Below are 25,522 nucleotides of genomic sequence, written 5' to 3' on the forward strand. Positions count from 1 at the left end.
ACGATTGCGAAAGCTACATTGTCAGTTGTACGAAAAAACAGACGACGATACCACGATGAGCGCTGAAAATCTCAGGGAGCAGTTGTTGGTCTTTGGCTTCTCGGAGAAGGAGATCGACGTGTACTTCGTCGCACTCCGTCACGGCGAAGCGACCGCGAAGGAGATCTCCGACGACTCGGGCGTCTCCATCCGCTACGTCTACGACGTCGGCGAACGGTTGGCCGACCGGGGGCTCGTGAAGCTGAACGACCACGCCAGTCCGACGACCATCCGGGCACTCCCGCCGAACGAAGCGATATCCGGGCTTCGCGGAAAGCTCGAATCGCTGGAGTCCGGTCTCGACGACCTCTACTCGGCGACCGAACCGAAGACGGCCCAGTTCGACATCATCAAGTCCCGCCAGACGGTTCTCAAGCGGATTCGGACGCTGATCGATGCGGCAGACCAGGAGGTCGTGCTCTCGGTTCCGACCACGGTGCTTCCCGACCTTCGAGAGACGCTTACCGACGCAGTCGACCGCGGCGTGCTGGTGCTGCTGTTGGTCAGCGGGAGCAATATGCGTGGCACCGAGATCATGTACAACCAACTCGATGGAGTGGCGACCGCTGCCCGCGTCTGGGCTGAGGACGTTCCGGTGATGCTCTCGACCGACATCACTTCGGGCGTTCTCGGCTTGCACGAGATACTCACCGGCACGAACGGTGACAACGAAGCCGTCGCGGTGACCGAACAGCAACTCGCGGCGACGATAGCCGGGTCGTTCATGAGCAACTATTGGCCCATGGCGGAGGAGGTCTTCGTCGCCGACCCGGTCGAACTCCCACAGTCGTTCCGCAACTTCCGACAGGCAGTTCTACAGGCAGTCCTTCATCGCCGTGCAGGAAATTCGATCTGTGCGCGTATCGACGCCCGAAACGGGGCCGAGCAGGTGGAGACGATAACCGGGGAGGTGGTCGACGTCCATCAGGCACTCGTGCTTCCGCCGACGAACTCCTTCCCCATCGAGAACAGTCTCATCGTTCGAATCGACGAAGGTCGGGTCAGCGTCGGCGGCCCTGGGTCGTTCATCGAGGATTACGAGGCACAGGAAGTGACGCTCTTGGAGGCGGACTGACGACGTGTTCGGGGGCGTACCGGGGGTGGGTGATAGCGTGCTGGGTGTGTTCGACGATGTGACTGGAGTGAGTCGATGAGCATCTCGCCGTGGCGAATTCTGTTCACGCTCAGTAGCATCCTGCTCGTCCTCCTGCTTTTCACGTTCCCGTTCTTGACGCCCGGAACCGCGTCGTACGTCGTCGCCCTGCTGAGTCTATCGCTGTTGGTCGTCACCGCAGTCGGAGCCGCGATACTGCTCCGACTCGACTGGAACCCGTTCTGAGTCGGAATCGGGAGTTCACTTTCCATTCTCGGTCAGCTTTTTGCACGTTCACGTCCTCTCTTTATCCATGTGTGGCCGTCTCTCACTGTTCGCTCTCGAAGCCGACCTTACGGAGCGCTTCGATGCGACACCTACCCGACCGCTCCGTCCACGGTACAACGTCGCGCCGGGACAGGCGCATCCGGTCGTCCGGAACGACACGCCGGACGAGATGCACTTTCCCACGTGGGGGCTCGTTCCGCACTGGACTGACCAGTTCAGCGGCGGGCACATCAACGCCCGTACGGAGACGCTCGCCGAGAAGCCGAGTTTCCGTGATGCCTACCGCGAACGCCGGTGTCTCGTCCTCGCAGACGGTTTCTACGACTGGAAACAGACGGCGACCGGCAAGCAACCATTCCGGATGACACGGGCGGACGAAAAGCCGTTTGCGATGGCGGGGTTGTGGGAGCCGTGGAGCGGAAACGGCGGGGAGAAGAAAACGTCGTTTACGGTGGTCACGACCGAGCCGAACGACCTCGTGCGCGAGGTTCACCACCGGATGCCCGTCATCCTCGCACCGGAGGACGAAGAGACGTGGCTTCACGGTGCGGAAGACGATTTGAAATCGGTGTTCGACCCCTTCCCCGCCGAGGAGATGCGGGCCTACCCGGTGTCGAAGAACGTGAACAACCCGAAGAACGATTCGCCGGACGTAGTCGAGGAAGTCGTGGCGGAGAGCGAGAAGCAGACCGGACTCGGCGATTTCGAACGGTGAGTTTCCGGATTTGATTTTCGAATCGTAAGTTATCGATCCGACCCCGGAACTTATGCCGGAGAATATGACTGGGTGCCGCGTCATCCAGTGCGCTTCAGAATGGAAACCGGTCGATCCACGCCTTCTTTCGTTCGACGGTCGTCAGATACAGCTTATCGAAGAGTACCAGTGTGCCGAACAGTCCGACAGCTGCCGCGATACCGACCCAGGAGATATCTGCGAACCACTGCGAATACCCACCTCCAACACCCAAGTAGAACTCCCCTGTCGTCCAGATATCTTCCGGCACTGGCCCTTGAAAGACGACGTATGCGGATGCAGGTAACAGATGCGGAAGGAAGATCGGGAACATAACGTTGAGCACTGGCCACCCATAGGCGAATCCGATCGCGAAACCGATGAACACGCCCATCGCGAACATCGCGACGATCCTGGCCTGCCGTCGGGCAGCGATCGCATCGGTCGAGAAAGCCGCCGCCAGATCCCAGTTATTCGTGAAAAACAGCGTTCCGGCATATCCACCGAGCCAAACGATGATACTGACGACAGGAACGAGCACGTTCTGCCAGAGTGGTCGGTCGAATGGGCGCAGAATCGCTCGCGCTTTCATACTCCCTTCACTCATGCTTCTCCATATCGTGCGATTGTTCCTCGCGCCTATATCAATATTCTCCTACCTGACGTATCATAAATACTATTAAAATGCCCACTACATGATTGATAGATACTGCCTCGTCTCTTCATCGCATGATGAAGAGTGAGTCCACATCGACGACGTCATCGATAGCGGTACCGCGACCGAGACTGGATCGTTCCAGACTCGGTGTCGAATCCGTCATCGACATCGTCCGTGATTCGTCGATTCGTGTTGCACTCATCGTCGTGGAGTGCCTCGTCGCTGGCTCTGTCGTGGACGCCGCGGCCTGGGATGGATCCGTGAACGATGTGGTGATCTGAACGTTTTCATCGTCTGCGAACTGGTTCTCACAGTCCGGTTGGCAGTCACTGGTGCAGAACGAATAGATCGTTGCGTCCGCCAGCGTCCCGCCAGGGCCATGTATCGAGAGATACACTCGGTCACCTGCGACCGCCGGTGCATACGTCACGTACTGATGCCCGACAGCGTACGACCACTGCTCGTCACCTGTGCTCGAATCGAGTGCGTAGAGGCCGATACTGGCGAGGCGGGTCGGTGAGTCTGGGCAGGCATGGTACTGGGCGGTCACGTACACCGCCCCAGTTCCGACCGTCGGAGCGCCATGAAGATATGCGGGCGTTTCGAATCGCCAGCGTTCTTCACCCATTTCCGTATCCAATGCGAACACGGTTCCGACGCCCTCGACCGGTTCCGACCTGCTTGTATTTGCAGGCTGACTGTCTCCTCGGGTGACGAGATACAGGTTCTTCTCGTCTACTGCTGGCGCACTCACGCCGATGGTTCCGTCCCGCGCCTCGACCGTCGTTTTCCAGCGGAGGTGCCCGTCAGTCGTCGAAAGTGCGCCTACTCGTGGCGGCATTCTATCTTCACCTGCTCTCTGTGGCCCGACGAGATAGATCGAATCCGTCGTCACTGCTTTCGGGAGCCACTCCTCATCGTTCGAACGCGTGGTCCGCCAGTGCTCGGACCCATCGGTCGCGTCGCGAGCGATGATCGATAGACCCTCTTCGTTTTCGTAGTACGTGTACAGCGTTCCATCCGTGACGCCGACCACCTTCTCGTCAGGCGTCGTCTCCCATTCCGTCTCGCCGTTTTCCGCGTTCAGCGTGCGCCCGCGGAGGTAGACCAACCCGTTCGAAACGGTGAGCGTCGAATACTCGGAGAGATCGGTGCGAGCCCAACTCTGTTCGCCACTTTCGGCGTCGAGCGTGTACACGCCGTCGACCGATCGCTCGAACTCGTCCGGGCTCTGTCCAGCGAAGAACACGGTGCCGTTCTCGACGACGGGCGAATGGGCTGGATACGCGTATCCTTTATACGGGATCGTGTCGTCGTCGTTGAATCCTCCGTTCGCCCAGATTCGCTCACCCGTTTCGACATCGATCGCGGTTATCGCGCCTTGGAAAGCAACGTCGTCGGTCAATCTGCCTGTATAGAGTATCCCGTTACTGATCGTTGGCGTCCCGGATAACCACGAATTCGTCTGATATTCCCAGTCCGGACGGGCATACGGCCCAGCCGAACCCGGTGCCGCTGTCGTCCGAGTACGACCGGCGGTTCCCCAGGGGTGCGTCCACTCTCCGCCGGTTTCGGTATCGCTTTCTTCCGCTGCTCTCACCGGTGGCGCACGACTTCCAGCCAGTCCAACGGTCGTCATGATTCCTGCCGTCTTCAAAAATCTTCGGCGGTTCATGGGATGGTCGAATCTATTCAGAAATTAGAATATGCTTTGTGGCCGTCGAATACGTCGTTCGAGGAGCCTCACGAGAACCGTTCTCAGTCGGTTCGAGCGTGGGACGGAATCGCTGGGAGGGGTTGCCGTGAGGGATGTTTCGCTGCCGTCAGTTCTTATCCGGCATCGTCGAGTGTCGGGACGTGCGACCCATATCCGGTCGAGACGATGGCACCGTCGAGACTCCGGTCGTACCGCCTCCGCCACTGCGGCCTCCGCTGCCACTCTCGCCACTTGATTCATCCTCGTCATCTTCGTCTGCTTCTTCGTCCTCGTCGTCCGTGCTCTCGTCCTCGTCTCCAAGCGAGTCGAACACCGACCGGAGTTCCTCTAAACTCTCCTTGACCGACGAGGATTCGTCTCCTTCACCCTCTTCACTTTCCGATTCTTCTTCATCCTCTCCGCTTTCTGCTTCTGTCTCGTCTTCCTCGTCCTCCCCATCTTCCGTCTCCCCACCTTCACTTTCCGCTTCGTCTTCTTCACCCTCCGCTTGCTCGCTTCCTTCCTCGCTCGCCCCTTCCTCGCCGGAATCGGAGGTCGACAGCACGGAAGACAGTAGGTCGCTTACACTTCTGTCGTCATCGCTCGACGTTTCGTCGCCATCGATGCGTTCGAAACGGTCGATACGCTCCGTCACATCGAGATCCGGCCACTCTTCCGAGAGGTCTGCGAACTCTAGTAGGTTTCGGAGGCTAAGCACCGCGTCGGGGTCGGCATCCTGCATCAGTATCGGAAGCTCGGGTGGTGCAACGTCGTCCGATACGTCCTCGAATCCGGTAGCCGTGAGCAGTTCGTCGAGTGATGCGTCGGCCACTCCGTCTGCGATGTCGTCGGCTGTTTCGCGCACGGCCTCGGCCTTCTCGTCCGGCAACTCGTCGTCTTCGGTGGCATCGAGTGCTGTCCGGACTCGTTCCATCCCGTCTGCGAGAAGCTGTTCGAGGTCTGGCTCGTCGTTACTCATCGTTCGGTTGGGCGTTCGTCGGTTGCTCGTTGACGGTTACGGTGCGGTCTACTCCTCATCGGAATCGTCGCCCTCGCTCGTCTCCGATCCATCGTTGAACTCCTCGACGATCTCATCGACCAGTTCGTCGCGCTGCAGGTTGGCCTTCACGCCGACCTCCTTTGCGAGCGACTGAAGCTCCGAGTACTCCATCGTTTCGAGGAGTTCGCGGTACGTCTCCTCCCGGATCGCCTGCACGTCGTCGGGGTCGAGGTCGCTTGCGTCGATGGCTGAATCATCATCGGTCGCCTCCTCTGCGGCCTCTTCCGTCTCCGCTGCGGCTTCCTCCGCATCAGACGCCGCCTCTTCGGCTGTGTCACTTGCCTCGTCCGCTCCTTCTTCGGCCATCTCCGTTGCCTCTTCCGCGGCCTCCTCGGCGGTCTCTTTCGCTTCGTCGAGCGCCTGCGCTGCCTCTTCTCTCTGTTCGATATATCCACGAAGCGCGTCCTCGATGGGTTCTTTGAACTGCGGTCGGCTCAGCGTCCGTCCGATCGCCACGACGAATGCAGTTGCGAGGCGACGAAGCAGTGACGGGTCTTCGTCGCTCTGAAACGGTAGTTTCGAACCGATTCGCCCGACTACGTGCCGACCGAGTTGGCGTCCGGCGAGCGCGCCGACCGCTTCGCCGAACGACCGTCCGAGCGATTCCCCGTCAACTTGCTCGCCCACGTTATCGCCGCTCACCAGTGAACCGATATCGACCTGGTCGGTCAGTTCGTCGGCGACCGCTTCTTTCGGGTCGGGTGTGTCGCTCATTCGTTCTCACCTTCGTCGGTTTCGGTATCGCCGTCGGTCGCGTCTCCGTCGCTCGTTTCGTTCCCGTCGTTCTCATCTCCCTCGTCGTCGGCCTCACTCCCATCTCCTTCGTCGTCATCGTCGGCCTCGCCGTTTTCGCCCGACTCGGTTTCCGACGGGGATTCGAGAAGGGAATCCAGTAACAGCCCACCGAGGAGGCCACCGAGCCATCCACCGAGATTTTGCCCGAGGAACCCTCCGATAGTCGCACCGAACGACTCCGCCGACGTCTCGTCGTCGAACTCCCCTTCGAGTGGCGTATCCGCGAATACTTCGTCGAGATCGATGTTCCGGATCGCCGCTCCGAGGTCGAGCGGCGGAGTATCTTCGCTCATGCTTCGGACTCTTTCCCGTCCGTGGATTCGTCGCCGAACATCTGATCCACGAGTTCCTTGAGGAGCGTCGTCAGCATCTCGTCCAGCGGAACGTCCGCCAGCGCGTCACTCACGGAGTCGCGGGCGGAGTCGACCGCCGACGAAACGGAGCCAGAGTCGGACGAATCTTCTTCGTCCGAATCGCTACCGATCAATCCTTTGAAAAGACTTCCGGAGAGCAGATTCCCCAGCAGTCCACTCGAACCGCTGCCGAGCAGATTACCGACCGCGGAGAGGAGATTTCCAAGCAGTCGGCCGGGACCGCTTACTGCAGTCACGTCCAACTTGACCTCCTCGAGATCGACTTCGAGGCCGAGCAGGTCGAGGAACACTCCCTTGAGGTCGAGATACAACACCGTCGTCTCGCCTTCCTCTCGGTAGCCGGATTCGCCCGACTCTTCACCGCTTTCCGTCGTCTCCGCCTGCTTTTCACCGCTTTCCTCGGTCTCCCCTTGCGATCCTTCTGTTTGCTCTTCTGACGATTCTTCACCGTTTTGCTCGTCGCTCGTCTCCTCGGATGTTTTCTCTTCTGCCTCCGCTTGCTGACCACCATCTGGCAACAACCGCGCCTCGCGTGAGGAGTCGTCTGTAGTGCGGTCGTCGGTGGAATTGATATCGCTCTGTTCGTGACGGAGTGAGTCACGACGCTCGACGTTTTCTGTCATAACAACCAGCTTGGTTTTAAATGGGGCGTCTGCCACTAAGACATTCTGGCTATCTATGCAAGCCCACTGTACCACGTATCCTCCAAAGAACGGGGCACAGCCGACCGTAACGATCGGCGTACCCGACGCTCTCGCCCGATTCTACTGGTTGTACTCGTTCTGGCTCAGGGATACGTCGTCGACCGCACTTCTGCTACCGACTCATACTGCCGAACAGTCACTCCGGTTCGTAGATGAGGATGGTGTACGGACTCCGGACGACGACCAGATACTCCTCGACGGTAAACCGGATCTCTACGTCACTGCGTTTGTCCACACTCGCCTCGACGATCTGATCGAGTGCGTCAGGTTCGAGATATTCGTAGAGGGCGAGCGTCGTCTGACCAGCCGACTCGGTGACTGCGGACACGGCTTCGGCGACACAGAGACTCGGCGAGCGCTCTGGATCGATCGTGAACGGAGCGACCAGCGTGTACTGCTGGTCTCCACCCGTGCCAGGTTGCCTCGTTTCCGCAGCGAACCAGTTGGCTGTTTGGATGGACATAGTTCGATATTAGGGTCAGTTTGCTTGAGTAATGGCCCATTATCGCACAATTTAGCCTTCTCTTATACCGAACTATAGATGTTGGATGGAAATACATTTCTGACATCCGACCGAATTCGGCACACGACAGCTATGAAGGCGACGGCTATCGATCATCTCAACCTCAGCATTCCCGAAGATAGCGTCGATGAATACATCCAGTTCTATCACGACGATCTCGGATTCGAGACCGAATACGTAGATGAGTACCGGGATGGAGCGCGTTCGTACTTCTACATCAGACTCGGTTCGTCCTGTATCCTCCACGTCTCTCCAACGGATGCTTTCGATCCGCCAGATCGTAACAATTTCAACCACTTTGCACTGTTCGTCGACGAACAGATCGAGACGGTGAAAGACCGCATCGCGGAGACGAGCATCGAGATTCAGGCCGAAGCGGTTCGAGAGGGTGCTATCGGAACGTTTCCCAACGTGTACATCGACGACCCTGCTGGGTATCGAGTCGAAATCAAAGTTCGTTCCAGCGAGTGAACTCCGCGCCCGATTCACGCACACGGATTCGAGGTGGCAGTCCTCGACCTCAGTCGTCGGTTGTAGATTCTACCTCGGTAACATATTCGAGTAGTCGTTCGACCACCGGGTCGCCTCGATACCGAACCGTTCTACTCTCGCCATCGTACTCGATGAGCTTTGCCGCTTCCAATTTCGGTATCACGACGTGGTGTAGTAACGCCACGACTTCTTCTTCATCTCTGAATCTGGAGTCGTAGGTGATAACGTGGTCGACGACATCCTCGAACGAAACGAGTTCATCCGTCGTATCGCGTAGATAGTGGAGAACGGCACGTCGATGAGGACTAGTTAACAGCTCGAAGACCGTATCGAGTGCGGTCTCGTCTATCCCACCACCGTCTTCGTTCATTTTCTCCATGTTATGCGAGCCGAAATCATCGTCTGATACACCTATAATTTCTTACTATTCTACTTATATATTTCTTACGGCCATTGGTAACATTATTGGACACTCCTCGGTTCGTCCTGCCCAGCGTGATAGACGATAGAGCACATTCACGTCCCTGTCTGTTCTGTGCCACGATACCGAAGGCGACGAGGCGCTATGCCCGGTGCCCGAGGCGTGATTCCGAGGGAACTCACCCATGTTGGAGCGAGAGGACGACCGCTTCTCCGGAGAGCACTGGCCGCTCCGTCTCCGCTCCGATCTCCACCCTGAGACGGTCGTCACCCAGATCTTCGACCACGGTAGCGGTCGCAGTGACCGTCTCACCCGGTCGAACCGGGTTCTCGAACGAGAGATCCTGTGAGAGATAGACGATATCGCCGTCGAGGTCGGCCAGCGCAGCACTGACGACGCTCGCCGTGAGTGCGCCGTGTGCGACGCGCCCACCGAATAGTCCTTCGTCAGCGTATTCGGCATCGACGTGCAGCGGGTTGTCGTCGCCGGTCAGCGCCGCGAACTGGTCGATTCGTTCCTGCGTCACTTCGAGCGTGCTCTCTGTCGAGTCGCCGACGGTTGCCGCTGGCATACGAAACCTGCGTAATCCGTCGTGATGAATCGCCGGGTTAACATGTAAAACAAGGGGTTGATTACGTGCTCTCGCGTCGCCCTAACCATGCCATATGCTGACAACGATGGTGTCTTCCTCTCCTACGAGGTGGGTGGACGGGGGGACGCCGATCCCGTCGTTTTCGTCGAGGGACTCGGGTACGGTCGATGGATGTGGCGCTGGCAACGAACACAGGTCGAATCGGCGTATCGCGTCGTCGTCTGGGACAACCGAGGGACGGGCGATTCGGATGCACCTGACGGTCCGTACTCTATCGAGGAGATGGCGAGCGACCTCGAAGCGATCCTCAACGACCTCGACATCGAGTCAGCACACGTCGTCGGGGCGAGCATGGGTGGGATGGTCGCCCAACGGTTCGCACTCGACTTCGACCGGGCGAGGTCGCTCACCCTGTTGTGTACCTCACCGGGCGGTGACGACGCCGTCCCCGTTCCGCCGGAGACGCAGGCACGGATGTTCGACGTTCCCGAGGAGTACGACGAGCGAGAAGCGATCCGCTACAAGATGGCTCCTGCCATGACCGCCGAGTTTGCCGAGGAGAACGACGACCTGCTCGCCGACATCGTCGACTGGCGACTCGCGAACGACGCATCCGACGAGGCCCGACAGGCACAGGTGGCGGCAGTGGCGGATTTCGACGTGGGAGACCGCCTTGCTGAGATCGACGTTCCGGTACTGGTCGCCCACGGCACTGACGATCGTGTTCTCCCGGTGGAGAACGCCCGAATCCTCCACGACCGACTGCCGAACGTCGAACTTGCACTGTTCGACGGTGGCCCGCACCTCTTCTTCATCGAACAATCGGACGCGGTGAACGAACGAATCTTGGGCTTCCTGGACGATGTCTGAACACCCCGAGCGACCGTACGAGTGGGTCGGTGCGTGGAGCGAGAAACGGGCACAGCTCTCGCCCGAGACGGTCGGCCTCGTCGATGCGACGACGGGTGAACGATACACCTACCGAGAACTCGACCGGCGGGCGAACCGCACCGCCCGCTTACTCTCCGACCACGATATCTGCGACGGCGAACGAGTCGCCGTCATCTCGCGGAATCGTCCCGAACTGGTCGACCTGTTCTTCGCGACGGGGAAAACAGGTGGCGTGCTTGCACCACTCTCTCACCGACTCGCCGCCCCCGAACTGGTCGAGATGCTGAACGACATCGAACCCGCCGTACTCGTCGTCGAGGAATCCTTCGACGACCTCGTGACGGACGTTCTCGCGGACGACGCACGCGAGTTCGACTGTTCGGTGCTCTCTCTGCCGACCGACGGTCGCCACGAGTGGGGATCGTGGAACGAGGCACTCCCGACGAACGATTCTCCTGTCGAGTCAGTAGCGGTGTCGATGGCCGACCCGCACCTCCTTCTCCACACTGGTGGCTCGACGGGGGTTCCGAAGGAGACGGTCGTCACACATGGCTCGATACTGTGGAACTCGTTCAACACCATAACGGCGTGGGGACTCCGCCCCGAAGACGTGACGCCGATGGTGTTCCCGATGTTCCACACCGGTGGGTGGAACGTCCTCACCGTCCCGCTCTTTCATCTCGGTGCTCGGGTGGTCATCGCCCGCGAATTCGACCCCAGTTCGGTGCTCCACCTGGTCGAAGACGAGCGTGCAACACTGCTCGTCGCGGTTCCCGCCGTCCTTCGGATGATGTGTCGCCACGACGACTGGGACGACACCGACCTCTCGACGCTTCGCTTCGTCAAGAGCGGTGGCGGTCCGTGTCGCGGGTCGGTCATGGAAGCGTGGTGGGAGCGCGGAATCGACCTCTCGCAAGGATACGGCCTCACCGAGTGTGGCCCGAACAACTTCACCATGCCCGACGGGTGGCCCCGCGAGAAGGCCGACAGCGTGGGTGTCCCTGCGATGCACGTCGATGCCCGAGTCGTCGATGATGAGGGCAACCCGCTTCCGCCGGGCAACATCGGGGAACTCGAACTGGCCTCACCCCACGCCGCCGACCGGTACTGGCGGAATCCGGACGAGAGCGCGGCGACTTTCGGTCGCTGGGTTTCGACGGGCGACCTCGCGCGAATGGACGACGACGGCTACGTCTACATCGAAGGGCGGAAGAAGAACATGTTCGTCAGCGGCGGCGAGAACGTCTACCCTGTCGAGATAGAGGACGCCATCGCAGACCATCCGAACGTCGAGGAGGTCGTCGTCATCGGCGTCCCCGACGAGAGGTGGGGGCAGGTCGGCAAAGCCGTCGTGGAAGGTGACGAGTCGCTCACACTTCCGGAACTCGAAACCTTCCTCGATGGACGACTCGCACGCTTCAAACGACCACGCCATCTCGCGTTCGTCGACGAGATGCCGAAGAGCGGTCCGTCCAAAATCGACCGCGAAGCGGTGAAATCAACGTTCGGTGGGGAATAGGCAAACTATTTTATCCTGCCTGGTGTATGTTACACGCTAACAGGAGACGAGTATGATAGATATCACGATGGACATGGAGCAGTACGACTGCCCGTTCATCGACACGTCGGACGATTACGACGTGGCGTACTCGGCGATCCACTGGGACTTCGACCGAGCTGCAGAGTCACTGGAGACTCGTCTCATCGTCGAAGGTGACGACCGAAATCAACTCGAAGGTGGCCTCCGGGCACTCCGCGAACACGACAACATGCACGAGTGTTCCCTACTCTCGAAGCGGGACAACGTCGCACACATCCGAACCACCATCGGACAAACCGAGGCGATGCGAACCATCCGCGACCACGATGGGTACATCACCGGCCCGTTCTACATCGAAGACGGCCACGAACTCTGGCACGTCGGGTTCGACCACGACGACATCGCCGACGCCGCGCTCTCCGAACTCGAGTGGAACAACGAGTTCGACGTCGTCTCACGGGACAGTCCCGACCTTCCCGACCTCCAGAATCTCGTGCAGAACGCCGGCGCTGCGATGACGCTCATCGATGGCTGTCGTGACCTGTCCAGCGTGGAACGCGAAACGCTGGAACACGCGGTCAAGGACGGGTACTTCCAGAGTCCGCGTTCGGCGACCCTCGGGACGCTGGCCGACGAGTTCGGCGTGTCGAAACCCGCCGTCTCGAAGAATCTGCGACGCGGCCAGCAGAAGATGATCGAGCGCGTCGTCGAAGCACTGGAACTGCTCGATTGACGGTCAGTACCGGCTCTGGAAGTCGGCCACTACGTCGTAGAGCGTTCGCCGGCGGATGCCGTGCATCGCGAAGTGGTCAGCACCGCTGATCTCGGCGTACTCTTTCCCCCCGTCGGATATCTCGAGTTCGTCGTACAGCGAGAGCGCATCGCTGCGCTGGGACGTGGGGTCGTCCGACCCACGGACGACGAGGGTCGGGGCGGAGATCGCTTTCGCGTCGTACACCGGATCGTCGTCACAGGCGTCTCGCACGTCGGCCAACGCGCCCGTCTGGGCCACGTAGGCGTCCTCTCCGTCGACTCCCTGCCCGGATTCGACCTGCGTCCGCCAGACCGCTTCGAACAGTTCCTCGTTCGTCTCACCTTCCTGTCTGTCCTTCACGACCTCCTTGCGCTGGCTGTAGTAGGCTCCGAGGTCGGTGCTGAGACCCATCGCTGCCATCCCTGTCTCGAAGTCGTAGGGTGCGCGATACACCGGCGCACACTGGGTCACGGTGGCGACTGGTGGGTCGGTTTCGAGGAAGGCCCCACCGGTCATCGTCCCCCACGAGACCCCGACGAGGTGGACGACATCGAATCGGTCACGGACGAACTCGAAGGCCGCTCGCACGTCCATCACGGCGTCCTGTGCGCGAACGGGCGGGTCGTTCGACTCGGGTGGCTCGTTCATCTCGGGTGGTCGATCACTCTCGCCATAGCCCCGCACGTCCACCGCGAAGGCTGCACGTCCCTGTGTAGCGGTGGCCTCCAACCACGAATACGAGTCGTCACCGGGAACTGGCGGCGCGAACAGTGCCTTCGAACACGTGATGCCACCGTGGAGGAACAACACCGCCCTGGTGGCGTCCGACGGAGACTGTTCCCAGACCCGCAGTCGGGTTCCGTCCGATGCGGAGACGTCGTGTGCCGTCAGCGACATCGTCGTCCCTCTCGGGGTTCTCCGCAGCGTTCATCCAGCACTGGGTGTTCGCCGGTCGATTCGGGCACCCGAACTATCCACCAACGGTCATGAACCACAGACATCGTTCTCTCGCTCGCTCGATGCATGATATCAATAGACACGGGACGACAGTGAGAAAGTCGAGGTTAATATGCGAACCTCGCCCCAGAGACGCCTGTCAGCCATTCCAGGGGTCGTCCGACCGTTTACCCTTCGATGAAGTACGCCTCGTTCGAGTCGAACTTCGGCGTGCTATACGGTCGCCCGCCGTCTCTTCGTGACGGCAGTTTTCATGCTTTCGTGGTGGCTGTTCACATGTTAACCTAGCAGTATTTGCTATTTCTTGTCTCGCATACATATGTCATGACAAATCATGGACTCCGACGACGGGACGTGCTCGTCTCGGCGGGCACGATCGGGGTAGCCGGACTCGCAGGGTGTACCGGAAACGAAAACAACGATGACGGAACAACGACGACCACAGATGGAACGGGTAGTATGACGAGTCAAACGACGAAGAACGTCTCTGGAACGGTCAAAGTCGGCGTTCTCCAGCCGATCTCGGGCGATCTGAAATACTACGGCCAACAGAGCCTCTGGGGATTCCTCTCCGGTCTCGCGTACAAGGCCGATGCGTCCCCGAAGACGGGCGTGAAGAGCGGGAAGACGACCGTCTCGGTCGGCGACGTGGACCTCGAACTGTACGTTCGCGACACGGGCTTTTCCGCCCAGAAATCCCAACAACTGGCGACGAATCTGGTACAAGACCAGAAGGTCGATCTCCTCTTCGGCTGTGCGTCGTCTTCGTCTGCGACCCGCGTCATCAACACGGTGGCGAAGACGGCAGGTGTCCCGTACGTCGCAGGCCCGGCGGCGTCCGCAGACATCACCGCGAACAGCGAGACGTGTGACAATCTCGTCTTCAGGGCGAGTGAGAACACCGCGATGGACGCCCGAAGCGGTGGAAAGTACGTCGCACAGGAGACGGACGTGAAGAAGGTGTTCCTGTTCGGCGCGGATTATAGCTTCGGCAAAGCCGTCGTGAACAACTACGAGCAGGTGCTCAAAGACGAGGGCGTCGAGATCGTCGGGAAGAAGTTCGTTCCGCAGGGCCACGACGAGTGGAAGGGGCTGCTCGACAACGCACAACAGGCGGGCGCTCAGGGCATCGTCGGCGGATTCACCGTCGCCACGCTTCCGGCCCTCTTCACGACGTTCCTCTCGGGGGACTACGACTACCGCGTCTTCGGTGGCTTCGCCACCCAGATCACGAACCAGATCGTCGGCCAGACGATGCAGAAAGTGCTCAGCAAACCGCTCACGAAAGAGAAGATCCAGAAGGCGAAACTCGGCCCGTTCACGACTCGATACCACTGGAACCAGTACGACAACGAGATCAATTCGAAGTTCGTCGAGATGTACTCGAACGCCTACGGCGTCGTCCCCGACCTGTTCACCTCGGGAACGTTCACCGCAGCATCGGCCATCGTCCAGGGTATCCACGAGAGCGGTTCCACGAAGGGTACCGACATCGCCGAAGCCATGCGCGGGATGACCGTCACGGACACGCCGAAAGGCGAGGGTGGCTACGTGTTCCAGAAGTACAACAACCAGGCCCGGTCGTCGATGACCGTCGCCGACCCGACCCCGACGACGGACGAGTGGGCAAAGAACTGGAACGCCGCCATCATGCCCAGCAGCCCCATCGCCACCATCGAGGGCAAACAAGCGACGATTCCGAAAGACACCGACGGGATGTCCTGTTCGCTCTAGCATGCTCCGAACCACGGGGCTAACGAAGCGGTTCGGCGGGCTGGTCGCCGTCAACGACGTGGATTTCGCGCTCGGTGAGGGCGAACTCTGTTCGCTCATCGGGCCAAACGGTGCGGGAAAGACGACGTTTTTCGATCTCTTGACCGGCGTGCTCACCCCGAGTGACGGCACCATCGAATTTCGAACGGATGGCGATTGGCGCGACGTGACCGAGACGCCACCGCACGAAACAGCGAGCCTCGGTCTCCACCGTTCCTACCAGATCACGAACGTCTTCCCGACGAGTACCGTCCTCGAAAACGTTCGCGTCGCGGTTCAAGCACACGGCGACGCCGCCGCGAACTTCTGGCGAAACACAGGCGCATTCGAGGAGTACGCCGAAGACGCCTACGCGATATTGGAGCGCGTCGGACTCGCACAGTACGCCGAGGCGACGGCCCAGAACCTGAGCCACGGCGAGATGCGCCAACTCGAAGTCGCCATCGCGCTCGCGGGCGACCCCGACCTGCTCTTGCTGGACGAACCGAACGCCGGCGTCTCCTCGGAAAGCGTCGGCAAGATAATCGACCTCATCGAGGACGTCGCCAGCGACCACGCCGTTCTGCTGGTCGAACACAACATGGACATCGTGATGCATGTCAGCGACCGCATCGTCGTCCTGAATCAGGGATCGGTCATCGCCGACGGCCCGCCGGGAGACGTGCGCGACGACCCGGACGTCCAGAACGCCTATCTCGGTGGCTACGAACCCGGCACGGAGGGTGTCGCGTGAGTCTCCTCACGGTCGAAGACGTCCACACGTACTACGGCGAGAGCCACGTGCTGGAGGGCATCTCGATGGAGATCGAGTCGGGCGAGGTCGTCGCCCTCGTCGGCAGAAACGGCGTCGGAAAGACGACCACGCTTCGCACCATCCTCCAGTTGACGCCCCCCAGGGCGGGAAGCGTTCGGTTCCGAGGCACGGAGCTGGTCGGCAAACGAACCCACGAAGTCACGTCGATGGGCGTGGGCTGGATTCCCGAAGAACGCCGAATCTTCGCCCAGCTATCCGTCGAGGAGAACGTCCGCGTCGCGGTACCGGACGGCGACGGTGTGGACGATGCCCTCGCACTCGCCTTCGAGACGTTCCCCGACCTGCGAGAGCATCGCTCGCGCGATGCGGAGACCCTGAGCGGTGGGCAACAGCAGATGCTCGCACTGGCTCGCGGACTCGTCGGCGAGAACGAGATACTGCTGGTGGACGAACCGAGCGAAGGACTCGCGCCACTCATCGTGGAAGCGGTCGCAGAGGCGCTGTCGGAGACGGCGACTGACACCACGATACTGCTGGTCGAACAGAACCTGCCGCTGGCGCTCGACCTCGCAGACCGATTCTACGTCCTCGATAAGGGTCGCGTCGTCGAGGAGGGCGACACCGACGACGTGACGGCGAACGACGACCGTCTCAGGAGGTATCTCTCCGCATGATGAGCGTCGTCCTCGCCGGATTCGGGGCGGCACTCGGCGAGTTCCTGCGGCCATCGACGCTCGCGTCGATCGTCGTCGAGGGTCTCGCCAAGGCCGCACTCTACGTGATGATCGCAAGCGGGCTGACGCTCATCTTCGGCCTAATGGGCGTGTTGAACTTCGCACACGGCTCGCTGACGATGCTCGGTGCCTATCTCGGTGGCCTGCTCGTCATCAGTCTCGCGGCGTCCGGCGCGGTCACCCAACTCGCCGTGTTCTTCGTCGCCGTCGTCGTCGTGTTCGGTGTTCTCGCCGCCCTCGGGACGGTCGTCGAAATCGGACTCATCCGCCGCCTGTACGACAGACCCCCCGTCTACCAGATCCTGCTGACGTTCGGGTTGACCCTCGTCCTCGACGAACTCGCCAGAATCGTCGTCCTGTTCTACGGGATACAGCCCCAGAGCGACTGGCAGGCGGCGTTCGGAACGAAACCCGCCTTCCTGACGACGCAGGTCGCCCTCGGGCCGATCTCTACGAGCGGTCTCGCTCTCTTCGAGATTGGGTTCGGCATCCTCACCGTCGCCGGTATCTGGGCCTTCCTCACCCGGACGCGATACGGGCTCGTCATCCGGGCCGGAAGCGAGGACGCCGAGATGACGGAGGCGCTCGGCATCGACGTTCGTCGGGTGTTCACCGTCGTGTTCGCGCTCGGAACCGGGCTGGCAGGCGTCGCTGGCGTACTGTTGATGTGGGATCCGAAGTGGGGTGCGAGCGTTCCCGTCGCCTCGGAAGTGCTCCTCCCCGCGTTCGTCGTCGTCATCGTCGGCGGGCTCGGAACGTTCCGCGGGACGGTGGTCGCGGCCCTCCTCGTCGGCATGGTCGACGCGACCACGTCGTGGTGGTTCGTCAATGCCATCGACTTCGCAGGCCTGCCCGAGATGACCATCTTCCTCATCCTCGTGGTCGTGCTCGTCCTGCGGCCACAGGGACTGTTCGGTGTCGAGGAGGTGGGTGGCCATTAGCGCCGAAACCGAGACCGAGTCTCCGGTGACCACCGAGACGACCCACTCGTGGGTCACGGCGTACGCCCGCGACCACCTCGTTCACCTCGGGGTCATCGCCTTCCTTGCGGCCTACCCCGGCATCTATCACCTGCTGGTGAACTCGCCGTTCGGGACGGAGGCCGCGACGCTCCTCCCGCGCGTCGAAACGATGCTTCCGGTGTTGTATTTCGGCCTGTTCGCCATGTCGTTCGACTTCATCAGCGGCTACACCGGCTACCTCTCGTTCGGTCATGCCGGTTTCTACGGCACGGGTGCGTACTTCGTCATCCTCGTCTCGAACGGGAAGATCCCGCTCGTGCCCGAGGGGACGCCGTTCATGATATCGCTCCTGCTGGCCGGACTCGTCGCCGCCACGCTTGCACTCAGTATCGGTGCCGTCTCGTTCCGACTCACGGGTGTCTACTTCGCCATGATAACGCTCGGCTTCGCGCAGGTGCTGTACGTGTTCATCCGGGGCTGGGACTACGTCGGCTCGAATCCGCGCGATGGCGTCTTCCTCGGTGGCTCGTCGGGACTCAACATCGGCGTCCCCGGCGTGGATGCGCTCAATCTGGCGATCGGACAGTTGACGGGTGACGAGGTGTCGCTCGGCTTCGTCCAACTCGGCCAGACGGAGGTCTCCTACTACATGGTCGGTCTCGTCGTACTCGTCTGCTACTTCGCCATGCAGCGGATCATCCACTCTCCCTTCGGGCGGGTGATGATCGCCATCCGCGAGAACGAAGAGCGCGCCATCGCCGTGGGCTACGACACCTTCCGCTACAAACTCGGCGCGTTCGCCATCAGCGCCTTCTTCGCGGCCATCGCGGGTGGACTGTTGGCGGGTTACCAGCGAAGCGTCTCGCCCGACGAGTCGTTCTACTTCCTCGTGGCAGGTGACGCCTTACTGGCGGCCATCATCGGTGGGTTCGGGACGCTCGCCGGGCCGCTGTACGGCCATCTGTTCGACGAAACGATCCGGGAGTTCCTCTCGAAAGCAGGCGAGGGCGGTGGACTCCTGCCGTACCTTCGGACGCATCTCGGCGAGGGGACGATGGGGATGGAACTGTTCAACGGACTGACCGTCCAGGAGGGTATCGAGACGTTCCTGAACGGCCACGCGAACCTCTACGTCGGTGCCCTGTTCGTGCTGTTCGTGCTGTTCGTCCCGAACGGACTGCTCGGCACGCTCCGTGACCGACTCGGTGGTCTCGTGGCGAAAGAACTCCCTGAACGCCTCCGGAGGTATCGCTGATGGTCGGACTCACGGGATACGGACTCTACGTCCCCGACCAGACCGTCTCGGGCGAGGAGATCGCCCGACGAAGCGGTGTCCCCGAAGACGTCGTCGTCGAGAAGATGGGCATTCGAGAGAAACACGTCTGTTCCCCTGATGCAGACCACGCCACCGATATGTGCGTCGAAGCCGCCACCGACGCCCTCGCTGACGCTGGAATCGGGGCGACCGATCTGGATGCCGTGCTCTATCACGGAAGCGAGTACAAGGATTTCGTCGTCTGGAGTGCCGCCGCCAATATCGCAGAGCGACTCGGTGCCGACGGTGCATTCGCCAGCGAGAGCTACGCGCTCTGTGCTGGCGCACCCATCGCACTCCGGCAGGCGAAGTCGATGCTCGTTGCAGACCACGTCGAACGAATCCTCCTCGTCTCGGCGAGTCGGGAAGAAGACCTCGTCGATTACGCGAACGAAGACTCGTCGTTCATGTTCAACTTCGGGAGCGGGGCGAGTGCGATGGTGCTGGAGGCCGAGCCAGACGACGCTCGTGCAACGATTCGGGAGAGTGCCGCAGTGACCGACGGCAGTTTCTCCGAAGACGTGGTGATGCCTGGAGGCGGGTCGCGCAATCCCCCGAGTCACACGACGATCCAGGCAGGGTTCCACGCCCTCATCGTCCCCGACCCGGACGGGATGAAAGAACGACTGGCGGAGACCAGTCTCCAGAACTTCCTTAGCGTCGCCGAGACGGCCCTCGAACGCTCGGGCTACGACCGTGACGACCTCGATTTCGCCGCCCTCACGCACATGAAGCGGTCGTTCCACGACCTCCTCTGCTCGAAACTCGACGCAGACGACTACTATCTGGACGAGTTCGGTCACGTCCAGAGCGTCGATCAGGTGCTCGCCTTGGATGCCGGAATCCGAGAGGGACTGGTCGAACCCGGCGACGTGGTCTGTTTCCTCGCCGCCGGAACCGGTTATACGTGGGCGGCGACCGTGCTCGAATGGCACTGACCTCCGCTGACTCTACACCCCCTTTTTGACGGATCTCTCCCAGAAATTCACCTCGGTCGACTGCTAGAACGGGTGCGTACAAAACGGCCATACTCCGGGAATTCACCGGACAGCAGGGGGTGTAGACGACCGTTTTCGAAATCAAAAGTCGCCCGCTTACGCGGGGTCTTGTCCGCCAACACACCATGTCTGTTCGCTGCCGAAGTATGGTGCGAGAGACGTTCTCTGTCCAATCTCTGGCCGAAACGACTGTCGGGGGGACAAGTACATTTCATCTGACCACCGACCCAAAACACAAATTCGACGGTACACCCCCGCATTCGTCGGTCAAACCGGGCGTTTCAGCACTTCACGACCGGCCTGTCTACACCACTGTTCGAAATCGGGTATTCGGCGTCTACAGACTGTTTCCGCCGGGAATCACCCGGTATTCACGTGTCTAGATGCCGGGTGCTCTGCGAAAATCGAGACAGTATTCGGCCGTCTTAATACCGGTACAAATCTGTTGTGTCTGTCGATTCTCCTATTTTGAAACCCATACTTCTGAACTGATTTATTAACCCAGAATCCAGCGGTAGGAGGATTCTCACTACCTGCTTCGAACCCCGACTCGTCTCGCACTGCTGTGCATTCTTCTCTCCGAACCATCTCAATCTCCATCCTCCTCACGACAGCCCTTCTCCCGGACGATTTGCGGGGTGTACGCCAAACCTGTGTGCCCGAGCGCCGCTCTCGGCCATTCTCATCGGTTGTCTGGGCGCTTCGGAGGGGTGTAGCTGATTTCCTTTGTGGCAGAAAACGCACCCTTGTATCGACTGTTACTGGCTGTCAATTTCAGAGATGATACTGAGAATCGACTTATTCAATCACCCCTGCTATCGAACGGAAATGATATTTACCATCTTAAAATAGTATATGTAATGACATCATATTCGCGACGACGATTGCTCCGGGGAGCCGGTGGCACACTCGCTGGGGTGTCTCTCAGCGGTTGCTTACGCATGATTCCATCCGAATTTCCCGGCTCGTCTGCGACACAGGCGGCTGAACCGATCGGTATCGATTCCTGGGTGCCCGAACCGACATCGATGAACGGACGGAAACACTACCTCATCAGCGATGTCATCGTCTGGAATCTCGAGCGGATTCGCCCGTTCGAGGACGCCCTTCATCCTGAGTTCTATAACCGACTCTCGTCCGTTCCGGATGCGAGCATTCTCGACATCTCACCGTCTGCAATCGACGCTCGAATCGATGTCGCCGACCAGAGTGCACGAATCTACCTCGGGCAATTCGAGCCAGAGACGGTTGCGTCAACAGCGACACAAAAGGGCCTTACCAAACTCCGAGACGTCGGGCCGTTCGAGATTTTCACGCCGAGCGAAACTGGATATCAGCACATCATCGGTGTTTCCGAGGATGCCGTCGTCGTTGGGACTGGTGCAGGAATCCAGATGGCCGGCGGTGACGACCGGACGTCACAGATCGACTCGAAAACCGCTACCATGGAAGTGATCGATGCACACCAGAACGGTGGTGCGTACGTGGACACCAACGACGCATTCCGTACCCTCACGAAGACTATACGCTCACTTTCGGCGGAGCCTATCAAAACATTCGAGCGTGTTTCGACCCCGAAACCTGAGACCCTCCGATTCACTGGCTGTCTCGGCATCGCGTATGGGTTCGCGCTTTCACGACCGAAATCGGAATACGTCACCACGTTCCTGTTCAGCGATCCGAGTGAAGCAGTCACCGATCCAATCCAAAGCCAGTTCGAACGGAAACCAGGGCTGAACGAGTACGACGACATCTCCTACACGACGGACGGTTCGACCGTAACCGTGAGAGCGAGGATGGTGAACGACCGATTCGACGGATTCCTCCCCGGCGACCCGGCCGACCGCGTGTGAATCGTGGGAACGGAGTGAGTACGGTCTACGGATTGTCTCTCGGTCTCGACGCCGGTTCGGTCAGTGATTCGTTTTTGCGGCCGAGCTGTCGACGCGTTGTGCATGGTGATCGGTCGTGACCGCAATCGTCGGAGATCAGTAGTTTATCTATTTCTCCTTGTTCGCCTGCCAAACCCCCTTTTTTCGATACAACTCGGACACGCCGTGTCTGTGATCGTGAGTCAACTGAAATCGACCGCCCAGTGACGGCCCCCCACGACTGAAGTCGTGGGCTTTCTCGCCTCATTCCTGTGATTTTTGTAGTCGATAAGGCGTTTTGGACGTCATCACGACTACCGTAAGTTGATTTTCACGCGCCTGCAGGGGTGCAGGCGCGCATCGCCGGGCCTGCGAGATACCATGGCTTGCAACGAGCGATACCACCGAGTAGCGACTGTGCTGGCGAACGAATCGAACGACGATCTTCTTTTCTCGTGGGGAGGGTACGCCGAATGAGCGAGTTTCCCTGCCCGACGTGTGACCGGGTGTTCGACTCGCAGCGTGGACGACGTATTCATCACCACAGAGCGCATGATGGACGGTTTCCGAACCGGACGTGTGCGGCTTGTGGATCCAAATTCTACTGCGAGTACGAGAAGAAGTACTGTTCTTCGACGTGCCGTGAACAGGGCTCGTCCAACTGGGGGTCGAACAATCCAAACTACAAAGGCGGCAAAACCGTCGGGACGTGTGACCTCTGTGACGCCACCTTCGAGTACTATCCGTCTGAGAAGGAGGGACGCTACTGTTCGGAGTGTGTGCAAACGGAAGATTGGCAAACGCCGCCAACGGCCGTCGGTGAAGATAATCCGCGATGGAATGGTGGCAAACGGCAGGTCGACTGCGTCATATGCGATACTACCGTCGAGCGATATCCGAGTAACATCGGTGAGGTGGTCGTCTGTAGCGAAGCATGTCGTCGAGACTGGCTCTCAAAGCGATTCAGTGGGTCGAAGCATCCGAATTGGAACGGTGGTGGTAACCCAGAATACGGAACGGGATGGAACGAGGTTCGCCGCAATGCCCTCGAACGAGATGGCCATCGATGTCTCGTCTGTGGGTCGACTCGGGAGGAACTTGGGCGGAATCCGGATGTCCATCACATCGTTCCGGTTCGCTGGTTCATCGAATCAGACGACCACACTCTCACGGACGCCCACTTCCTCGACAATGTGGCCTCACTCTGTAGCAGCTGTCACCGAAAAGCAGAGTATGAGACAATTTCGCGGGACGAACTACGGGCGATAATCGGAGCTGAATGATGACTATGGAGTGAGTGCCACAGAAGAGTGTAAACCGGCCAAATGGCTGTTTAAGACTTTATTTCGTATAAGGTCCAGGTGCGAGAATCGAACCCGCGTCCCAGCCTCCACAAGGCTGGAGGATAGTCCACTACCCCAACCCGGACACGCATATCCTCGTAAACGGGTGAGATTAAAATACGTTTCGGAAGCAGGCGAGACGGCTGGCGATTTTCGCTCTGTGAACACACCTCACTCCGCTGCCCGCTCTGGATTCTCCAGTCGAAACCGAAGGGTCTGCTGTCCCCCGAATCGCGGTCCAGACCCGGCTCGTTCGAAGCCCACGCGCTCTGCGGCTGCGGCGGTGTCGGCTTCCGATTCAGGGAGGAGCATCTCCACGGCCATCTTTTCGTTCTCCGCGAACCGAATCGGCTCGTCCAGCAGGTGCTCGCAAGCAGACTCCGTCCCGTAGAGATGGGTCACACAGACCCTGTTCTCGAGTGCATCGAAGCCGACGAAACCCTGGATCTCTTCGTCGGACTCGGCGACGCAGACCGTCCGGTCGTGAACCACGTCGGCCATCACTTCCGTCGGAACGTCGGCGAGTTCGGCGAGGCGTCCGCCATCTGCTTCGATTGCGTCTCGGACGCGCATGGTGGTCATTGTCACCCCGTCGCAATAATTCTTCATGCCGAATATGCCCCCGCTCTTCTATGCGGTACGACAAACGACCACCGAGATGCGTCTCGGAACGAATGAAGGAATGTCTAAGTTACATGCTCACATACCTCATGGTGTGTGTTCGAATATGAATCATTCAGAACGAATGAGAAGAACGAAAGCTTCCACCGCCGGGTAGCCATGACGGATTCACCATCGACCGTTCGGTGCAACGGCGCGAATCTCTACTACGAGGAGTATGGCGAGGGGCGACCGATCGTCTTTCTCCACGGGGCGTGGGCAGGGCTCAGATACTTCGACGCGCAACTGACTGGGCTTTCGGACGAGTATCGAACGCTCGCATTCGATTTCAGAGGGCACGGTCGGTCGGAGAAGACAGAAGCGGGGCACACTATCCGGCAGTACGCTCACGATCTTCATGCCTTCCTTGACCAGCGCGACCTCGACGAGGCGATTCTCGTCGGGTGGTCGCTGGGCGTGCTCGTCTCGTGGGAGTACGTCGACCGGTACGGGACGGGCCTGGTTCGAGCACTGGTCGACATCGACATGGAACCGGCACCGTCGATCTGGGCGGACGACGGACACGGAACCTACGACCCGGAACGACTCAGGGACGTTCACAGTAGCGTCCAGACGGACCACTGGCGCCTCATCGACCACATCACGGATGATCTCCTCAAAGACCCTCCGACGCCGGAGTTGCGACGCACGATGTTCGACGAAACAGCTCGGTGTCCACCGTCGATCAAAAGCGCGATCATCCTCGACGCAATGATGGCCGATTATCGCGACGTACTCCCCGAGATCGACGTCCCGATGCTGGTGTGCGCCGGGGTGGACGAGAAGTGGCGAACCGTCGCCGCCGTCGAATTCGCCGCGGAACTCGCCCCGGAGTCCAGATTCGAACTGTTCGAGGACAGCGGGCACTGTCTCACCGTCGAAGAACCCGAGCAGTTCAACCGGGTGGTGAGTGACTTCGCCGACTCGCTGTGAGCCTTCGGAGCGTGGCCGACAGAGCGTCACCGACGATGGAGCGTGGTTGACGACGGAGCGTCACCGACAACAAGGTCGAAACACGGCTCTCTCCCCGGCGATTCTGCCGCTGAACGCTCTCCCACCGTCGCCATCGAGCTATAGATACAAGCGATAGGCTATCCTATCCCCTGCTATGGCCACGGCACTTGCAGACCATGCGTGTGAGGCATGCACCTCTGAAGACGAACCGCTCGCCAAGACGGAGTACGCCGACTACCTGACCGAACTCGACGACGATGTCTGGAAGGTGGTGGACGACCATCATCTCGACGGGACGTTCGAATTCGACGATTTCCGCGACGCGCTCGAATTCACCTACGAGGTCGGCGAACTCGCCGAAGAGGAGTGGCACCACCCGGACATCCACTTGCAGTGGGGCGAGGTAGGGATCGAGATGTGGACGCACAAGATCGACGGCCTCCACAAGACAGACTTCGTGATGGCAGCGCGAATGGATCGCATCCACGAGAGCTACGCCCCGGAGTAGCGGCGACCTGTGAGACGCATCGCGTCACTCGTATCGAATA

At 60.0% G+C, this 25,522-nt stretch carries 28 protein-coding genes and 1 tRNA gene; 17 read left to right on the forward strand and 12 right to left on the reverse strand.

Annotation, left to right across the window (positions count from 1 at the left end; translation table 11 throughout):
* Window positions 1–55 precede the first annotated feature (55 nt).
* From ACR3FE_RS12730 to ACR3FE_RS12740, 3 genes are all read left to right on the forward strand, one after another.
* A complete protein-coding gene (locus ACR3FE_RS12730; protein ID WP_458207516.1) occupies window positions 56–1,114 on the forward strand; it encodes a TrmB family transcriptional regulator in 1,059 nt (352 codons plus the stop codon).
* A gap of 75 nt (window positions 1,115–1,189) precedes the next feature.
* Window positions 1,190–1,378: a hypothetical protein gene (locus ACR3FE_RS12735; RefSeq protein ID WP_458207517.1), complete on the forward strand. Its 189-nt coding sequence runs from the start codon at window positions 1,190–1,192 to the stop codon at window positions 1,376–1,378.
* A gap of 67 nt (window positions 1,379–1,445) precedes the next feature.
* Entirely contained in the window at window positions 1,446–2,135 is a 690-nt protein-coding gene (locus ACR3FE_RS12740) for an SOS response-associated peptidase (protein WP_458207518.1), read from the forward strand.
* Between the two features lie 94 nt (window positions 2,136–2,229).
* Here the strand turns inward: ACR3FE_RS12740 and ACR3FE_RS12745 are convergent, their stop codons facing one another.
* From ACR3FE_RS12745 to ACR3FE_RS12775, 7 genes are all read right to left on the reverse strand, one after another.
* The gene (locus ACR3FE_RS12745) at window positions 2,230–2,760 is read right to left on the reverse strand and encodes a hypothetical protein (RefSeq protein WP_458207519.1); all 531 of its coding nucleotides are present in this window, start codon (window positions 2,758–2,760) and stop codon (window positions 2,230–2,232) included.
* Window positions 2,761–2,875: 115 nt separating this feature from the next.
* Complete coding sequence (locus ACR3FE_RS12750) at window positions 2,876–4,486, reverse strand: outer membrane protein assembly factor BamB family protein (RefSeq protein ID WP_458207520.1); 1,611 nt, start codon at window positions 4,484–4,486, stop codon at window positions 2,876–2,878.
* Window positions 4,487–4,634: 148 nt separating this feature from the next.
* Complete coding sequence (locus tag ACR3FE_RS12755) at window positions 4,635–5,486, reverse strand: hypothetical protein (RefSeq protein ID WP_458207521.1); 852 nt, start codon at window positions 5,484–5,486, stop codon at window positions 4,635–4,637.
* Between the two features lie 48 nt (window positions 5,487–5,534).
* Window positions 5,535–6,281 (reverse strand): hypothetical protein, encoded by a 747-nt coding sequence (locus ACR3FE_RS12760; RefSeq protein ID WP_458207522.1) that lies wholly within the window; start codon window positions 6,279–6,281, stop codon window positions 5,535–5,537.
* Window positions 6,278–6,655 (reverse strand): hypothetical protein, encoded by a 378-nt coding sequence (locus ACR3FE_RS12765; RefSeq protein WP_458207523.1) that lies wholly within the window; start codon window positions 6,653–6,655, stop codon window positions 6,278–6,280. Before ACR3FE_RS12765 ends, ACR3FE_RS12760 begins: the two co-directional genes overlap by 4 nt.
* Window positions 6,652–7,359: a hypothetical protein gene (locus tag ACR3FE_RS12770; protein WP_458207524.1), complete on the reverse strand. Its 708-nt coding sequence runs from the start codon at window positions 7,357–7,359 to the stop codon at window positions 6,652–6,654. Before ACR3FE_RS12770 ends, ACR3FE_RS12765 begins: the two co-directional genes overlap by 4 nt.
* Before the next feature lie 217 nt (window positions 7,360–7,576).
* On the reverse strand, window positions 7,577–7,903 hold the full coding sequence (locus ACR3FE_RS12775; protein WP_458207525.1) for a HalOD1 output domain-containing protein: 327 nt from the start codon (window positions 7,901–7,903) through the stop codon (window positions 7,577–7,579).
* A 132-nt stretch (window positions 7,904–8,035) separates the two neighbouring features.
* On the opposite strand from ACR3FE_RS12775, the gene ACR3FE_RS12780 reads away from it, so the two are divergent.
* Window positions 8,036–8,434, forward strand: a complete 399-nt coding sequence (locus ACR3FE_RS12780) for a VOC family protein (RefSeq protein ID WP_458207526.1) — start codon at window positions 8,036–8,038, stop codon at window positions 8,432–8,434.
* 49 nt (window positions 8,435–8,483) lie between these two features.
* On the opposite strand, the gene ACR3FE_RS12785 is transcribed toward ACR3FE_RS12780, so the two are convergent.
* Together ACR3FE_RS12785 and ACR3FE_RS12790 are read right to left on the reverse strand one after the other, a co-directional pair.
* A complete protein-coding gene (locus ACR3FE_RS12785) occupies window positions 8,484–8,834 on the reverse strand; it encodes a DUF7344 domain-containing protein (protein WP_458207527.1) in 351 nt (116 codons plus the stop codon).
* Between the two features lie 220 nt (window positions 8,835–9,054).
* Window positions 9,055–9,447, reverse strand: a complete 393-nt coding sequence (locus ACR3FE_RS12790; RefSeq protein WP_458207528.1) for a MaoC family dehydratase — start codon at window positions 9,445–9,447, stop codon at window positions 9,055–9,057.
* 87 nt (window positions 9,448–9,534) lie between these two features.
* Between ACR3FE_RS12790 and ACR3FE_RS12795 the strand changes: the two genes are divergently transcribed.
* The 3 genes from ACR3FE_RS12795 to ACR3FE_RS12805 are packed head-to-tail and all read left to right on the forward strand — an operon-like array spanning window position 9,535 to window position 12,632.
* Window positions 9,535–10,338 carry an alpha/beta fold hydrolase gene (locus ACR3FE_RS12795; protein ID WP_458207529.1) on the forward strand — a complete coding sequence of 268 codons (804 nt, stop codon included), beginning with the start codon at window positions 9,535–9,537 and terminating at the stop codon, window positions 10,336–10,338.
* On the forward strand, window positions 10,331–11,878 hold the full coding sequence (locus ACR3FE_RS12800) for an AMP-binding protein (RefSeq protein ID WP_458207530.1): 1,548 nt from the start codon (window positions 10,331–10,333) through the stop codon (window positions 11,876–11,878). The genes ACR3FE_RS12795 and ACR3FE_RS12800 overlap by 8 nt, the downstream gene beginning before the upstream one ends.
* 52 nt (window positions 11,879–11,930) lie before the next feature.
* Window positions 11,931–12,632: a helix-turn-helix domain-containing protein gene (locus ACR3FE_RS12805; RefSeq protein WP_458207531.1), complete on the forward strand. Its 702-nt coding sequence runs from the start codon at window positions 11,931–11,933 to the stop codon at window positions 12,630–12,632.
* A gap of 3 nt (window positions 12,633–12,635) precedes the next feature.
* Here ACR3FE_RS12805 and ACR3FE_RS12810 read toward each other — a convergent pair whose 3' ends face one another.
* On the reverse strand, window positions 12,636–13,550 hold the full coding sequence (locus ACR3FE_RS12810) for an alpha/beta hydrolase (RefSeq protein WP_458207532.1): 915 nt from the start codon (window positions 13,548–13,550) through the stop codon (window positions 12,636–12,638).
* Window positions 13,551–13,934: 384 nt separating this feature from the next.
* On the opposite strand from ACR3FE_RS12810, the gene ACR3FE_RS12815 reads away from it, so the two are divergent.
* From ACR3FE_RS12815 to ACR3FE_RS12850, 8 genes are all read left to right on the forward strand, one after another.
* Window positions 13,935–15,344 carry an ABC transporter substrate-binding protein gene (locus ACR3FE_RS12815; RefSeq protein WP_458207533.1) on the forward strand — a complete coding sequence of 470 codons (1,410 nt, stop codon included), beginning with the start codon at window positions 13,935–13,937 and terminating at the stop codon, window positions 15,342–15,344.
* A 1-nt stretch (window position 15,345) separates the two neighbouring features.
* On the forward strand, window positions 15,346–16,116 hold the full coding sequence (locus ACR3FE_RS12820) for an ABC transporter ATP-binding protein (RefSeq protein ID WP_458207534.1): 771 nt from the start codon (window positions 15,346–15,348) through the stop codon (window positions 16,114–16,116).
* Window positions 16,113–16,811: an ABC transporter ATP-binding protein gene (locus tag ACR3FE_RS12825; RefSeq protein ID WP_458207535.1), complete on the forward strand. Its 699-nt coding sequence runs from the start codon at window positions 16,113–16,115 to the stop codon at window positions 16,809–16,811. Before ACR3FE_RS12820 ends, ACR3FE_RS12825 begins: the two co-directional genes overlap by 4 nt.
* Window positions 16,808–17,812, forward strand: a complete 1,005-nt coding sequence (locus ACR3FE_RS12830) for a branched-chain amino acid ABC transporter permease (protein ID WP_458207536.1) — start codon at window positions 16,808–16,810, stop codon at window positions 17,810–17,812. Before ACR3FE_RS12825 ends, ACR3FE_RS12830 begins: the two co-directional genes overlap by 4 nt.
* Window positions 17,813–17,933: 121 nt before the next feature.
* A complete protein-coding gene (locus ACR3FE_RS12835) occupies window positions 17,934–19,088 on the forward strand; it encodes a branched-chain amino acid ABC transporter permease (RefSeq protein ID WP_458207561.1) in 1,155 nt (384 codons plus the stop codon).
* The gene (locus ACR3FE_RS12840; RefSeq protein WP_458207537.1) at window positions 19,088–20,086 is read left to right on the forward strand and encodes a 3-oxoacyl-ACP synthase; all 999 of its coding nucleotides are present in this window, start codon (window positions 19,088–19,090) and stop codon (window positions 20,084–20,086) included. The genes ACR3FE_RS12835 and ACR3FE_RS12840 overlap by 1 nt, the downstream gene beginning before the upstream one ends.
* A gap of 1,001 nt (window positions 20,087–21,087) precedes the next feature.
* Window positions 21,088–21,999 (forward strand): hypothetical protein, encoded by a 912-nt coding sequence (locus ACR3FE_RS12845; RefSeq protein ID WP_458207538.1) that lies wholly within the window; start codon window positions 21,088–21,090, stop codon window positions 21,997–21,999.
* Window positions 22,000–22,490: 491 nt separating this feature from the next.
* Window positions 22,491–23,300 (forward strand): HNH endonuclease, encoded by an 810-nt coding sequence (locus ACR3FE_RS12850; RefSeq protein WP_458207539.1) that lies wholly within the window; start codon window positions 22,491–22,493, stop codon window positions 23,298–23,300.
* A 72-nt stretch (window positions 23,301–23,372) separates the two neighbouring features.
* Here the strand turns inward: ACR3FE_RS12850 and ACR3FE_RS12855 are convergent.
* Both ACR3FE_RS12855 and ACR3FE_RS12860 read right to left on the reverse strand, forming a co-directional pair.
* Window positions 23,373–23,445: transfer RNA gene (locus ACR3FE_RS12855), tRNA-His, on the reverse strand.
* Window positions 23,446–23,531: 86 nt separating this feature from the next.
* The gene (locus tag ACR3FE_RS12860) at window positions 23,532–23,933 is read right to left on the reverse strand and encodes a hypothetical protein (RefSeq protein ID WP_458207540.1); all 402 of its coding nucleotides are present in this window, start codon (window positions 23,931–23,933) and stop codon (window positions 23,532–23,534) included.
* 207 nt (window positions 23,934–24,140) lie between these two features.
* Here ACR3FE_RS12860 and ACR3FE_RS12865 point away from each other — a divergent pair, with 207 nt between their 5' ends.
* Both ACR3FE_RS12865 and ACR3FE_RS12870 read left to right on the forward strand, forming a co-directional pair.
* Window positions 24,141–24,953 carry an alpha/beta fold hydrolase gene (locus tag ACR3FE_RS12865; RefSeq protein ID WP_458207541.1) on the forward strand — a complete coding sequence of 271 codons (813 nt, stop codon included), beginning with the start codon at window positions 24,141–24,143 and terminating at the stop codon, window positions 24,951–24,953.
* 175 nt (window positions 24,954–25,128) lie between these two features.
* Entirely contained in the window at window positions 25,129–25,482 is a 354-nt protein-coding gene (locus ACR3FE_RS12870) for a 4a-hydroxytetrahydrobiopterin dehydratase (RefSeq protein WP_458207542.1), read from the forward strand.
* The last annotated feature ends 40 nt before the right edge of the window (window positions 25,483–25,522 follow it).

Source organism: Haladaptatus rarus, from assembly GCF_054177585.1.

Excerpts from the sequence above, each read along its gene's own strand:
- ACR3FE_RS12805 (WP_458207531.1), top strand. The coding sequence starts at position 11,931 with ATGATAGATATCACGATGGACATGGAGCAGTACGACTGCCCGTTCATC.
- ACR3FE_RS12845 (WP_458207538.1), top strand. The coding sequence starts at position 21,088 with ATGATTCCATCCGAATTTCCCGGCTCGTCTGCGACACAGGCGGCTGAA.
- ACR3FE_RS12775 (WP_458207525.1), bottom strand. The coding sequence starts at position 7,903 with ATGTCCATCCAAACAGCCAACTGGTTCGCTGCGGAAACGAGGCAACCT.
- ACR3FE_RS12830 (WP_458207536.1), top strand. The coding sequence starts at position 16,808 with ATGATGAGCGTCGTCCTCGCCGGATTCGGGGCGGCACTCGGCGAGTTC.
- ACR3FE_RS12785 (WP_458207527.1), bottom strand. The coding sequence starts at position 8,834 with ATGGAGAAAATGAACGAAGACGGTGGTGGGATAGACGAGACCGCACTC.
- ACR3FE_RS12810 (WP_458207532.1), bottom strand. The coding sequence starts at position 13,550 with ATGTCGCTGACGGCACACGACGTCTCCGCATCGGACGGAACCCGACTG.
- ACR3FE_RS12745 (WP_458207519.1), bottom strand. The coding sequence starts at position 2,760 with ATGAGTGAAGGGAGTATGAAAGCGCGAGCGATTCTGCGCCCATTCGAC.
- ACR3FE_RS12750 (WP_458207520.1), bottom strand. The coding sequence starts at position 4,486 with ATGAACCGCCGAAGATTTTTGAAGACGGCAGGAATCATGACGACCGTT.
- ACR3FE_RS12795 (WP_458207529.1), top strand. The coding sequence starts at position 9,535 with ATGCCATATGCTGACAACGATGGTGTCTTCCTCTCCTACGAGGTGGGT.
- ACR3FE_RS12870 (WP_458207542.1), top strand. The coding sequence starts at position 25,129 with ATGGCCACGGCACTTGCAGACCATGCGTGTGAGGCATGCACCTCTGAA.
- ACR3FE_RS12865 (WP_458207541.1), top strand. The coding sequence starts at position 24,141 with ATGACGGATTCACCATCGACCGTTCGGTGCAACGGCGCGAATCTCTAC.
- ACR3FE_RS12735 (WP_458207517.1), top strand. The coding sequence starts at position 1,190 with ATGAGCATCTCGCCGTGGCGAATTCTGTTCACGCTCAGTAGCATCCTG.
- ACR3FE_RS12790 (WP_458207528.1), bottom strand. The coding sequence starts at position 9,447 with ATGCCAGCGGCAACCGTCGGCGACTCGACAGAGAGCACGCTCGAAGTG.
- ACR3FE_RS12800 (WP_458207530.1), top strand. The coding sequence starts at position 10,331 with ATGTCTGAACACCCCGAGCGACCGTACGAGTGGGTCGGTGCGTGGAGC.
- ACR3FE_RS12740 (WP_458207518.1), top strand. The coding sequence starts at position 1,446 with ATGTGTGGCCGTCTCTCACTGTTCGCTCTCGAAGCCGACCTTACGGAG.
- ACR3FE_RS12765 (WP_458207523.1), bottom strand. The coding sequence starts at position 6,655 with ATGAGCGAAGATACTCCGCCGCTCGACCTCGGAGCGGCGATCCGGAAC.
- ACR3FE_RS12850 (WP_458207539.1), top strand. The coding sequence starts at position 22,491 with ATGAGCGAGTTTCCCTGCCCGACGTGTGACCGGGTGTTCGACTCGCAG.
- ACR3FE_RS12770 (WP_458207524.1), bottom strand. The coding sequence starts at position 7,359 with ATGACAGAAAACGTCGAGCGTCGTGACTCACTCCGTCACGAACAGAGC.
- ACR3FE_RS12820 (WP_458207534.1), top strand. The coding sequence starts at position 15,346 with ATGCTCCGAACCACGGGGCTAACGAAGCGGTTCGGCGGGCTGGTCGCC.
- ACR3FE_RS12760 (WP_458207522.1), bottom strand. The coding sequence starts at position 6,281 with ATGAGCGACACACCCGACCCGAAAGAAGCGGTCGCCGACGAACTGACC.
- ACR3FE_RS12755 (WP_458207521.1), bottom strand. The coding sequence starts at position 5,486 with ATGAGTAACGACGAGCCAGACCTCGAACAGCTTCTCGCAGACGGGATG.
- ACR3FE_RS12815 (WP_458207533.1), top strand. The coding sequence starts at position 13,935 with ATGACAAATCATGGACTCCGACGACGGGACGTGCTCGTCTCGGCGGGC.
- ACR3FE_RS12840 (WP_458207537.1), top strand. The coding sequence starts at position 19,088 with ATGGTCGGACTCACGGGATACGGACTCTACGTCCCCGACCAGACCGTC.
- ACR3FE_RS12730 (WP_458207516.1), top strand. The coding sequence starts at position 56 with ATGAGCGCTGAAAATCTCAGGGAGCAGTTGTTGGTCTTTGGCTTCTCG.
- ACR3FE_RS12780 (WP_458207526.1), top strand. The coding sequence starts at position 8,036 with ATGAAGGCGACGGCTATCGATCATCTCAACCTCAGCATTCCCGAAGAT.
- ACR3FE_RS12860 (WP_458207540.1), bottom strand. The coding sequence starts at position 23,933 with ATGCGCGTCCGAGACGCAATCGAAGCAGATGGCGGACGCCTCGCCGAA.